We start from the raw sequence: 11,281 nt of genomic DNA, 5'->3' as shown, positions 1-11,281 counted from the left end.
CGGGCGGGGCCGCTGGAGGCGGGGGTGGCGGCGCGCCGCCGGGTGTGCCGGGCGGTGGTGGCGGTGGCGCGGCTGCGCCGGGCGCGCCCGGCGGAGGCGGTGGTGGCGGGGCAGCGACAGAGGGCGGGGCGAAGAACGGGACCTCCGCCATGTTGGGCATGCCGCTCTTGGGACCGGCGAAGGTCGGTAGCCGGATGATCTCCGTCTCGGCGGCCAGGTCCAACATCGGCCTGACGATCGCGCGAGCGCGGCGGCTGTACTCCTCCCGCGCCTCCATGAGCGCGGTGGTCCGCTTCTGTTCGGGGCTCTGCGCCCCGAACAGCCGCGCGAGGGCCTCGCCGAATCCGCCCGGTTCGCCGTCCTTGACCTGGCGGGGGTTGTCGGTTTCGATTTCGGTGCGGGTGGCCTGGTACTCGGACCAGAGCGCCGCCATCTCACGCTGCGCCTGGCCGATGGCCAGGGCGACCATTTGCAGGCTGCCCGAGTTGGCCAGGGCGGTGCTCGACGCCTCGTACATGGACAGCGAAGACGTCGCGGCGTGCGTGGCGAACGCATCGGACGCCTCGCCCAGCCAGGTCTGCCCCAGCGTGGTCCGCTGGTCGTGCAGGCGCTGGCTGGCGTCCAGGAACTTCTCGCCCAGCAGCCGCCACATGTGCGCCATCTCCTGCACAGCCTCGTCGTTGAGGATCCGGACGTCGGCCCACAACAGCTCGATGGTCAAGCCGTCGAGGCTGCGGTCCGCCATCGGTGGCCTCCGTCGTGGCTGGGGTACTGGTCAGGAGATGGGCGTCAGGGGTGTCGCGGCGATGCCTAACCCTCGCCACCGGGCGCGTCGAACAACCGTCGCCGGATGTCGGAGGACTCTTCCCAGCGGGCGTCGTCGTTGTACTTGTCGATGTGGGGCAGGTCGGGACCGAGCTCGTCTTCCTGCGGCGACTCGTAGACGGTTTCCGGGAGGCCGCCCTGGTCCGGGACAGTGACGACGACAGACCCGTCGTACGGGTCGATCCAGTAACCCGAACGGCCGTCGACCTGGCCGTTGAGGCCGTCGACGTTTTCCTTGCTCTGCTGCTCGAGGAACTCCTCGATCTCCTTCTGCACCTCGCCGGTGGCCTTCTTCGACGCGCCACCGCCGACGACCTCCTCGCCCTTCTTCGGCGGGGCGAACATCTTGTCCACCACCGCGCCGTCGAGGCGCAGCAGGGCGTCGGCGCCGTGACCGTCGGCGGTGCCGTAGCTGGTGCGGATGACGTTCGCGCCCATCGCCAGCGTGGTCAGGCCCAGGAATGTCTCCTGGAGCACCTGGCCGGCGTAGAGGTGCTCGGTCATGTGCCTGTTGGAGAGCAGACCCAGGTCGGGCAGGACGCCCGTGCTGGCGAGATTTGAGGCCGCGGCGAACTCCGCAAGCGCGGCGTGGGCCTGCATGCCGGTGTCGCGGAAGTCCTCGCCCACCCGTTGAACGTTGGTGTTGAAGGTGCTCAGGTCGTCGAGCTCGACGTCAAAGCCGTCTGTCGCCATCTCGGACTCCACATCGTCCAGTGCGGGCCGTCGGGTCATTATGGATCTTACGTGCTCGCCTGGGAAGGCGACAGAGCCTATGCCGTCTGGCCTTCCGGCGGCGTCCAGCCAATTTGGACCAATCGCGCGCCGTGCTGGCGGTCGACCAGCCAGCCCCGCCCGGGCGGCAACGGGGACGGGCGGAGGTTGCCCAGCAACGGCCCCTCGTCCCGGTTGCCGGACATCAGCATGCCGGGCGAGCCCAACTCGCGCAACCGCAGCATGACCGGCTCGTACGAGGTCCGGCCCGCGCCACCGGAGCGCCGCACGAGCACCAGGTGCAGGCCGATGTCGGCGGCCTGGCTCAGGAAGTCCAGCAGCGGCGAGAGCGGGTTCTGTTGCGCTCCGGCGACCAGGTCGTAGTCGTCCACGAGGATGTAGAGGTGCGGCCCTTGCCACCAGGCGCCCTCGCGCAGCTGCTCGGGCGTGACGTCCGGGCCGGGGATGCGCTCGCGCAGCACGTCGACGACCTCGTCCATCATGCGGCGGGCCAGTTCCGCGGTGGTCGCGTAGCCGATGAGGTGCCGGCCGCCGATCGCGCCGAGCAGCGCCCGCCGGTAGTCCACCATGATGACCCGAGCCTCGTCCGGCGTATAGCGCTCCACAATAGAGCGAGCCAGCAGCCGCAGCAGAGCGCTCTTGCCGGATCCTGACTCACCGTACGCGATGAAGTGCGGATAGGAGTCGAAGTCGACCGTCACCGGGCGCAGGTCGGCCTCGGCGATGCCGATGGGCAGGCCCGGCTCGTCCGCCTCGGCCGGCAGCTCGGCCGCGTCCAGCATCGCGGGCAGCAGCCGGACCCGCGGCGCCGCCGGGCCGGTCCACGCCTCGGCGACGTGGCGGACCAGCGCCGCCAGGCCGGCGCTGGCGGTCTCCGCGTCGCCGCGGCCGTCGATCCGCGGCAGCGCGGCCAGGAAGTGCAGCTTCTCGGCGGTGATGCCGCGGCCGGGCATCTTCTCCGGCACGTTCATCGCGGTGCGCCGATCCAGCATGGAGTCGCCGGGCTCGCCCAGGCGCAGCTCCAGGCGGGTGCCGAAGATGTCGCGCACGGCCATGCGCAGGTCCATCCAGCGCGTCGCGGCGGCGATCAGGTGGATCCCGTACGACAAGCCGCGGTTGCCGATGGCGGTCACCGCGGCCTCCAACTCCTCGAACTCGGCGCGCAGCGTGCTCCAGCCGTCGACGACCAGGAACACGTCACCACTGTGCTTGCCGAGAAAATCGCCGTCGACGACCTTGCCTTCGGCCCGCAGCCGCCGGTACGTGGCCATCGAGTCCACACCGTACTGGGCGAAGGTCCGTTCCCGCTCGATGAGCAGCTGGTTCACCTCGGCGACCGTGCGGCGCACCTCGCCCGTCTCCAGCCGGGTCGCGACGCCGCCCACGTGCGGCAGGTCGCGCAGGCCGAGGAGCCCGCCACCGCCGAAGTCGAGGGCGTAGAACTGCACCTCGCCCGGGGTGCTGGCGAGCGCCAGGCTGGCGATGACGCTGCGCAGCAGCATGCTCTTGCCGCTCTGCGGCGCGCCAACGACAACCAGGTGCCCGGTGCCGCCGGACAGGTCCAGCCACAGCGGGTCGCGGCGCTGCTGCAGCGGGCGGTCCACCACGCCGGCCAGCGCCCGCAGCGCGCCGTGCAGGGCCGGGTCGCCGGTCGTCAGGCCGCGCGCCGGATCGACGCGCAGCGGCGGGAGCAGGGCGTCCAGGGCGGACGGATCCCTCAACGGCGGCAGCCACACCTGGTGCGCCGGTACGCCTCGGCCACGCATCCGCTCCACCAGGATGTCCAGCAGGCTCTCACCCTGCGCCTCCTCGTCGACCCGCTGCGTGGCCGGATCCGGCTCGGCGACCTGGGCGACGTACTGCGTGGTGTAGAAGAGCACCCGGTCGGCGTCGACCGCGGTGACGTCGGAGCCGTCCGCCCGGCGGTGCACCCCCGAGACGTACGCGGCCCGGAACCGGCGCAGCGGCTCGGTGGCGAAGCGCAGGTAGCCGTGCCCGGGGGAGCGGGGCAGCTCGTACGCGGCGGCGTCGCCCAGCACGATCCGGCTCTCCACCGCCGAGAACGTTCGCAGGCCGATCCGGTACGACAGGTGGGTGTCCAACCCGCGCAGCCTGCCCTCTTCCAATCGCTGCGAGGCGAGCAGCAGGTGTACGCCGAGTGAACGGCCGACACGTCCTATCTGGACGAACATGTCGACGAAGTCGGGCTTGGCGCTCAGCAGCTCGGAGAACTCGTCGCAGACGATGAGCAGGCTGGGCAGCGGGGCGAGAGCGGCGCCGCTGGCCCGTGCCCGCTCGTAGTCGCGTTGCGAGGCGAAGTTGCCGGCGCTGCGCAGAAGTTCCTGCCGGCGCAGGAGCTCGCCGTTGAGCGCCTCGGTCATGCGGTCGACCAGCGGCAACTCGTCGACCAGGTTGGTGATGACCGCGCTGGTGTGCGGCAGCGCGTCCAGGCGGGTGAACGTGGCACCACCCTTGAAGTCGACCAGGACGAAGTTGAGCAGCTCCGGGTCGTGCGTGGCGGCCAGGGCCAGCACCAGCGTGCGCAGCAGCTCCGACTTGCCCGAGCCGGTCGCGCCGATGAGCAGGCCATGCGGGCCCATACCGTCCTGCGCCGACTCCTTCAGGTCCAGCTCCAGCGGCGTACCGTCGGGGCCCACGCCGATCGGCACCCGCAGCCGGTCCCGGTTAGGCCGCACCACCCACGTTCGGGCGGGGTCGAAGTCGTACGGATCTCCCAGGTCGAGCAGGTCGGCCAGGCCCACGTCGGTGGACATGCGCCGCTCCGAGCGCCCGGTGGTCGGCAGCCGGAACCGCGAGATCTGCCGGGCCAGCGCCTCGGCCACCTTCGGCCGCAGCGCGTCGGCGCGACCCGCCTCGGCGGCACCGTCGAACGTGGTCGTACGCAGCGTGCCGTCATCGTCCACGTCGAGCACCAGGGTGTGCCGGTCGAGCTGGCGCGGCGGGGCGGTGTCCAGCAGCACCACCGTCGCGCCGTCCAGACCGTCCTCAATCAACAGGTGGTCCGAGCCGGTGACCGTACCCCCGTCGACCACGACCAGCAGGTGCGGGCTGGGGCCGGGCGACCCGTGGAGCCGTTCGCCGAAACGGCTCCGGCCGGCCACGAGCGTGTCCAACATGGCCTCCAGGCCGGTGACGGTCGCGGACACCAGGCGCACCGCGCCGAGCGCGTCGGTGCGCCGGGGATGGAGGGCGTGGGGCAGCCACTTCACCCATTCCCAGTGGTGCCGCCGGTCGTCGGCGACGCAGACGGCCATCAGCACGTCGTCCGGGGCGTGGAAGGTCGCGGTGTGGGCCATGAGTGCTCGCACCAGAGCCCTGGTCCGGTCCGTGGCGCCCCGGACGTACACGCGGGCGAAGCCGTCCAGCGCCATCACGACTGGCAGGTCCGGCACCACCGCGTACGTGAGCAGGAACCGGCGAAGACCCACCGCGCACATGGGGTCCAGTTCCTCGATGGGCTGCGTGTCCGGCGGGATCAGCGGCGTGGCCAGCTCGGCCGGGCCCAGGCCGATCCGGGCGGTGGCGAAGTCCGGGTCGCCGGGCCGCCGTTCCCACAACCGGGGACTCGCCGCCACCGACCAGAGCCCGTCCGGCGCCGGATGCTGGTGCACCTGCGCGGCCCGCTGCCGGCCGACGATACGGCGCACGGTCCGGCGCCGCTCCGCCAGATGGCGCATGTACTCCCGGCGCGCGGCCAGCATTTCCTGCTTGTTCGAGCCGCCGGAGGACATGCCCATCGACGCGACGATCATGCCGAGCGCGGAGAGCCCAAACAGGCCGCCGGCCACGTACGCCAGCGTGCTGCGCGAGTTGCCGGCGAACATCAGCGCCATCGCCACCGAGCCGGCCATCATCGGCAACAGCATCATCATCTGCGCCCAGCGCCGGCCGCCTGGCGCGGGGATCTGCGGCGGGGGATCGAGCAGCACCTCGCCGGTCGGGTACTGCGGCGCGGGCGAGCGAGGTGGACGGCGCAGCGCCGTTGTGCTCACTCTGATTTCCCCATCTCTAGATCACGACGATTGCGGGCCATGATAGACAGACGCCTACAGCGAGGGAAGGCGGTCGGCATGACGGTTGACTCGGATATCGGCCTGGCGCGGGTCGTCGTCGTCGCGCCGAAACGCCGGCTCGACCTGGCGCTTCCGGAGCATCTCGTGCTGGCCGCGCTGCTGCCGGCGCTGCTTTCGCATGCCGGGGAGGATGCCGTCGACTCGGCCGGCGAGCAGGGCGGCTGGATCCTGCGCCGCGCCGACGGCACGCTGCTCGACGTGGGTCGCAGCGCCGTCGCGCAAGGCGTCCGCGACGGCGAACTGCTGCATCTGGTGCGGGCGCACACCGACTGGCCGGAGCCCGAGTACGACGACGTGGTGGAGGCCATCGCGGCCGGTGCCCGGCAGGGCGGCGTGCTCTGGGACGGGCGGGTCAGCCGCTGGGCCGGCGTCGCCGCCGCTGGCGGGCTGGTCGCCGCCGCGCTGGCGGTGTGCCTGGTCAGCGGTCCGAATTGGACGGTGCCGGCCTTCCTCTGCCTCGGCCTGGCCGCGCTCTGCCTGGGCGTCGGGGCGCTGTTGACCGTCGCGGTCGGCGAGGCCGCGGCGGGCTTCACGCTGTGCGCGCTGGGCCTGCCCGCGGCGTTCGCGGGTGGCCTGCTGCTGCTCGGCGGCGACGCCCCGCTCTTCGGGCTGGGCGCCCCGCACACGCTGACCGGCTGCGCGTTCCTGCTGGTCGCCGCCGTTGCCGGCCAGTTCGCCGCGACCGAGCACCGCTGGCTTTTCACGGCCGCCGCGGTGGCGGCGGTCGCCGGAGCGAGCGCGGCCGCCGTCGCGCTCGGCTCACTCGACGCGGTACGCGCGGCCGCGGCGGTCGAGGCGGTGCTACTGGTACTGCTGCCCGCGGGGCCGGTGATGGCCGCCCGGCTGGGCCGGTTGCCGCTGCCCACCCTGCCGCGCTCCGCCGCTGACCTGGTCAAGGACGAGCCGGCACCGACCGCCGGCGCCACCTTCGCCGCCGTCGCGCGCGCCGACGTGATGCTCACCGGCCTGTTGCTGGGCGTCGCGACGGTCGCCGGGATCGGCCTGGTCATCCTGGGCACCGCCGGCGGCTCGGCGCCGCTGCTCATCGCCGTGGTGAGCGTCGGCTACCTGGTGCGGTCGCGGCTCTTCCCGACGCTGCGGCACCGGCTGCCGCTGCTGACCTGCGGCCTGACCGGGCTGGCGGTGCTGGCCGTCGGATACGCGGACGACCTGGCCGGGGGCGGTCCACTGTGGGCCGTGCCGGCGCTGGCCGGCCTGGCCTTCGCCGTGCTCGCCATCGGCGTCCGGTACCGAAGCCGCCGCCCCTCCGTCTACCTGGGACGGATCGCCGAGATCGGGGAGATCGTGCTGATCCTCAGCGTGGTTCCGATCGCCTGTGCGGTACTGGGACTGTACGGCGTGATGCGAGGCGTGGCAGGGTAGGCCCTATGCCGAAGTGGATGACCGGGCTGCGGCGGGCCCAGACGCCGCCTGGAACCACGCCGATCGCGGCCGGATACAACACCGGTATCCGGGCGCGCCCGGCGCGGCCCCAGCCGACGTCTGGACTCCGCCTCGCTCCGGCCACCACTTCGGCATAGGGCCTCGCCATGCCGACGCGCCGCGACCAGTTGCAGTCGTACCAGTTCATGATGCAGCGAGTCGTCTCCGCCTTCGCCCATCACGACACCGACCCGGTGCAGCCGGCCGGGCGCCGGCTCTTCGCGGCCGGGCTGGGTGGCGTGATGGTGGCGGTCCTGGCGCTGGCTGCGGTGGGCGTCTACGCCCTGATCCGCCCCGGTGGCAACCGCAACTGGCGGGACGGCCAGTCCATCATCGTGGAGAAGGAAACCGGCACCCGGTTCGTGTTCCGGCAAGGCGTGCTCTACCCGATGGCCAACTTCACCTCGGCGTTGCTGGCACAGGAGAGCGACGCCCGGACGGTACGGGTGTCCGCCAAGTCCATGCTGGGCGTGCCGCGCGGGCCGGTGCTGGGTATCCCCGGCGCACCCGACGCGGTCCCGCCGCGGGGCCGGGTGCTGGGCGCGCCGTGGACCATCTGCGCGCAGCCGGCGCGCGACGCCAGCGGCCGCGCCTCGGCAGTGACCTCGCTGCTGGTCGGGCGCGGCGCCCAGGTCGGCCGTGACCTGGGCGACGACGCGCTGCTGGCGCAGGACGTGGACGGCGGCGGGTTCTTCCTGATCTGGCACCAGCGGCGGTACGCCATCGCCGACCAGCAGGTCGTCTTCACCGCCCTCGGTTTGGAGCGCCAGCCGCGTACCCCGGTCAGCGCGGCCCTGCTCGACGCGCTGCCGGCGGGTGAGCCGCTGGCCGCGCGTCGCGTCGACAAGCGAGGCGCGGCGTCCACCGCGGTCGCCGGCGCCCGGATCGGCCAGGTGTACTTTGTGGACAGCGCCGGCGCCGGCCGGCAGTACTTCCTGGTGGCCGACGCCGCCCGCCTGGCCGTGGTCACCGAGGTGGAGGCCAACCTGCTGCTCGCCGACCCGGCCACCCGCGCCGCGTACCCCGGTCAGCCCCCGCGCGGCCTGGAGCTGAGTCCGGCCGACGCGGCCGCGGCCGCGAAACTGTCCCTGCCGGCGGTGGGCGCCGAGGCGCTGCCCGCGACGGCACCCCGCATCGTCGCACCGTTTTCGGCCAGCGCCGCGACGTCGGCGATCTGCGCGGAGTTCCGCGACGCGGCGAACCCGCCCCGGCTCGTGGTCGACACGCCCGCCGGCCAGCTCGTTGTGGGCGCCGCCTCGGCGCGCCGGACGGCGCAGGGCGTCCCGCTGGCCGATCGCATCGCCGTGGCCCCGGGCTGGGCGGCCATTGTGGAGGCGATGCCGTCCGCCGAGGCGCCGAGCGGCACCCGTTACCTGGTCACCGACCTGGGCGTCCGGCACGCCATGTCGGATCCCGAGGTGCAGGGCTATCTCGGCTTCGGTGCGATATCACCGGTGCGGCTGCCGGCCGCCGTGGTGGCTCGGATGCCGGAAGGACCGCCGCTCGACCCGGTCGCCGCCCGCCGCCCGGTCCTCGGCTGAAAAGCCTTGCCTCACCGACATTTCCTAACGCCGACGGTGTGGATGATGTTGAGATCTTTCGCGGCGCGGTGCGGCTCGGTATCCTTCGATCAGATCTTCGCGCCTGACTGTCCACTAACAGCAGTTCCCCCCTCGGGAGGTGGGAAAAGGCCATGCCAGCAGGAAATGGGTACGTAACCGATACCCAGACGATGTACGACGCCGGTGTCCGCATCTTTGGCGTCGTCGAGCAGCTCAGGGCCACGGCCACGACGATGAGCAACCAGATCACGGCCGAGCTCAACGACGCGACCTTCGCGGGCGCGGCCAGCAACGCCTTCGGCAAGAGCGACCAGGACGGCGTGCACGGGCTGCTGAAGAGCGACATGACCGCCCTCAACAACGCCCTCAACGAGCTGTGCAACAGGGTCAGCGAGTCGGTTCAGGAGTACACGGGCAAGGACCTGGAAGCGGAGCAGGCGGTGTCGCGCTCGGGAGCGCAGGGCGGGCAGGCCCGCGCCGCGCTCAACTGGGCCGGAGCGTAGGAGGTAACTGTGCGGACCGCATACAACTTCGGCGCGCTCGACGCCGGCGCGCAGTCCCTCGAGGCGACGCGCACCAAGCTCATGGCCGACATCGCCGACCTGGAGGCCGCCTGCGCTCCGATGGTGAGCGTCTGGGAGGGCAGCGCGCGTGACGCGTACTACCAGCTCCAGACGATCTGGCGCGGCGTCGGCGAGGACGTCGGCGTGTTCGTGAACGCTGTCAAGGACGGCGTCGTCACGGCGAACGAGCTGGCTCAGATTGCCGAGACGGCCAACACTAACCGCTTCGCGGTATGACCCACCGTGATCAGGGCGTCCCTCAAGTCGTAGGAGCGACCCGAGAGACGCCCTGATCACGTGCGGTGTTGGGGCGGTTTCGGTGGGGTGAAGTAGAGCTCGGCGAGCTCGACGTCGTCGCCGTGCTCGTCGACAGTGGACGGTGCCGGCTCGGGGCCGCGGCGCATCCGCCGGTGAACTAGCAGGACGGCGGCGCAGCCGAGCAGCACCAGGCCGATGGCCGCGGCGATCGCGACCGCCGCGGCGGCGAGCGAACGCCACCGCGCGTCACGGCGCAGGGCCTCTTCGTCAATGTCCCGTACCGGCATCCCGGGCTGGACCCGCGGGGCGCCGCCGTGCAGCACCTCGGTGACCGCACGGTATGGGTCGACCATGCCGCCCCCGTACGCCACGCTGCCCGAGCCACCGGCGACCGGGTTGGCGGTGGCCACCAGGCGTTGCGCCACCTCGACCGCGCTCAGCTTCGGATGGGCCGCCCGCACCAGGGCGGCGGTGGCGGCGACCGCTGGAGCCGCCATGGCGGTGCCGGACAGTGCGGTGTGACCGCGCGCCGGAGCCGTGGTCAGCACGTTGGAGCCGGGCGCCACGATGTCCACATGGGAGCCGACCGGGGAGTTGTTCACCCGGACACCCGCCGCGTCCACCGCGCCCACGCCGAGCACGCCGGGGTACGCCGCCGGATAGCTGGGCTGGTCGGGGACGGTTGGGTCGGTGGTCAGCTCACTGGCCCTGGTGCCGGCGGCGGCGACCACGAGCGCGTCGCGCGCCTGCGCGTACTCCACAGCGGCGCGCAGTGCCGCGGTGGGCCGGTCGGCGACCACCGGTACGGTGATGACGCTGGCGCCCTGGGCGGCCGCCCACCGGATCGCGACGGCCAGCACCCCCGGGAGGACGCGATCCCCGGTGGCCAGGCGGTCCGCGATCCGTACCGGTAGGACGGTCACGCCGGGCGCGATGCCGGAGAACCCCACACCGTCCGCCGGACGCGCCCCCACCAGGCCCGCGACCGCCGTGCCATGCCCCGCACAGTCCACCGTGCCGCCCGGCTCCTGCGCCACGAAGTCCCAGCCCCGCCGCAGAGCGCCGCGCAGTTGGGGATGGCGACCGTCCACACCGGTATCGAGCACGGCGACGGTCACCTGCCGGCCGGTCGTCGTCGGCCAGACCCGGCGTGCGGCAAGTATGAGCTGCTCGACCGGCACCTGGGACACCATCTGACCCGGCCGTGGATCGGTCGTGCACTCCGCCGCGGCGAGCGCCCCGGACGGCGTGACGACGACACCGGCGATGGTGAACAACAGTGCTGGCAAGGGAAAGAGCCGTCGAACGCGGGACATCGTTCCTCCGTCGAAGCTCCGGCCGATTGTACATGTGCGGTGGTGCGCCTATTCTTGATGTTGGTACGCCTCCGGCCGCGAGGAGTCAACTGTGGACGACGCCGCACTGAAGGCCCGCACCGAGGAGTTGATGGCGCAGTTCGAGCGGATGCGGGCCGGGGCAAGCGATCTGCGGCGCCGCATCCTCGAGGTGCGCGGCGAGGCGAAGTCTCCCGACGGCCTGGTCAAGGCGGTGGTCGGCAATCACGGGCACCTGGTGCGCCTGGACATCGACCCGCGCGTCTACCGCCGCCCCGACTCCCGCCAGCTCGCCGAGACCATCACCGACACGATCCACCGGGCGGCGGCGGAGGCCAACCGCCTGGTCGAGGAGGCCGCTTCGGCGTACCTCGACGTCCACGACGTCCGCAACGCGCTCGGCTTCGACATGGACGCCATCTTCCGCAGGCTGGACGAGGAGCTCGAACCGATGACGAGGGAGAGCTGAC

9 protein-coding genes are annotated in these 11,281 nt (G+C 72.4%); 5 read left to right on the top strand and 4 right to left on the bottom strand.

The window, feature by feature from the left end; all coding sequences use genetic code 11:
• From V6V89_RS36120 to eccCa, 3 genes are all read right to left on the bottom strand, one after another.
• A partial coding sequence (locus V6V89_RS36120; protein WP_334624142.1) for a hypothetical protein occupies window positions 1-745 on the bottom strand: 745 nt, incomplete at its 3' end.
• A 65-nt stretch (window positions 746-810) separates the two neighbouring features.
• Window positions 811-1,557 (bottom strand): hypothetical protein, encoded by a 747-nt coding sequence (locus V6V89_RS36115; protein WP_334624141.1) that lies wholly within the window; start codon window positions 1,555-1,557, stop codon window positions 811-813.
• A 38-nt stretch (window positions 1,558-1,595) separates the two neighbouring features.
• Window positions 1,596-5,570, bottom strand: a complete 3,975-nt coding sequence (eccCa, locus tag V6V89_RS36110) for a type VII secretion protein EccCa (protein WP_334624140.1) — start codon at window positions 5,568-5,570, stop codon at window positions 1,596-1,598.
• Window positions 5,571-5,648: 78 nt separating this feature from the next.
• Here eccCa and eccD point away from each other — a divergent pair, with 78 nt between their 5' ends.
• The 4 genes from eccD (at window position 5,649) to V6V89_RS36090 (ending at window position 9,456) form a co-directional block, all read left to right on the top strand.
• Window positions 5,649-7,034: a type VII secretion integral membrane protein EccD gene (gene eccD / locus V6V89_RS36105; protein ID WP_334624139.1), complete on the top strand. Its 1,386-nt coding sequence runs from the start codon at window positions 5,649-5,651 to the stop codon at window positions 7,032-7,034.
• 167 nt (window positions 7,035-7,201) lie between these two features.
• The gene (eccB, locus tag V6V89_RS36100) at window positions 7,202-8,635 is read left to right on the top strand and encodes a type VII secretion protein EccB (protein ID WP_334624138.1); all 1,434 of its coding nucleotides are present in this window, start codon (window positions 7,202-7,204) and stop codon (window positions 8,633-8,635) included.
• 152 nt (window positions 8,636-8,787) lie between these two features.
• Window positions 8,788-9,159, top strand: coding sequence for a hypothetical protein (locus V6V89_RS36095; protein WP_334624137.1), 372 nt, complete (start codon window positions 8,788-8,790; stop codon window positions 9,157-9,159).
• 9 nt (window positions 9,160-9,168) lie between these two features.
• On the top strand, window positions 9,169-9,456 hold the full coding sequence (locus V6V89_RS36090; protein ID WP_334624136.1) for a WXG100 family type VII secretion target: 288 nt from the start codon (window positions 9,169-9,171) through the stop codon (window positions 9,454-9,456).
• A 56-nt stretch (window positions 9,457-9,512) separates the two neighbouring features.
• Here V6V89_RS36090 and V6V89_RS36085 read toward each other — a convergent pair whose 3' ends face one another.
• Window positions 9,513-10,793, bottom strand: a complete 1,281-nt coding sequence (locus tag V6V89_RS36085) for a S8 family serine peptidase (RefSeq protein ID WP_334624135.1) — start codon at window positions 10,791-10,793, stop codon at window positions 9,513-9,515.
• A 91-nt stretch (window positions 10,794-10,884) separates the two neighbouring features.
• On the opposite strand from V6V89_RS36085, the gene V6V89_RS36080 reads away from it, so the two are divergent.
• Entirely contained in the window at window positions 10,885-11,280 is a 396-nt protein-coding gene (locus tag V6V89_RS36080) for a YbaB/EbfC family nucleoid-associated protein (RefSeq protein ID WP_334624134.1), read from the top strand.
• The last annotated feature ends 1 nt before the right edge of the window (window position 11,281 follow it).

Origin of the sequence: Micromonospora sp. CPCC 206061, from assembly GCF_036906915.1 — a bacterium.
GTDB lineage: Bacteria > Actinomycetota > Actinomycetes > Mycobacteriales > Micromonosporaceae > Phytohabitans.
This window is presented reverse-complemented; position numbering and strand designations above follow the sequence as displayed.

Coding starts and splice junctions, on each gene's coding strand:
- V6V89_RS36115 (WP_334624141.1), bottom strand. CDS start 1,557: ATGACCCGACGGCCCGCACTGGACGATGTGGAGTCCGAGATGGCGACA.
- eccD (WP_334624139.1), top strand. CDS start 5,649: ATGACGGTTGACTCGGATATCGGCCTGGCGCGGGTCGTCGTCGTCGCG.
- eccB (WP_334624138.1), top strand. CDS start 7,202: ATGCCGACGCGCCGCGACCAGTTGCAGTCGTACCAGTTCATGATGCAG.
- V6V89_RS36095 (WP_334624137.1), top strand. CDS start 8,788: ATGCCAGCAGGAAATGGGTACGTAACCGATACCCAGACGATGTACGAC.
- V6V89_RS36085 (WP_334624135.1), bottom strand. CDS start 10,793: ATGTCCCGCGTTCGACGGCTCTTTCCCTTGCCAGCACTGTTGTTCACC.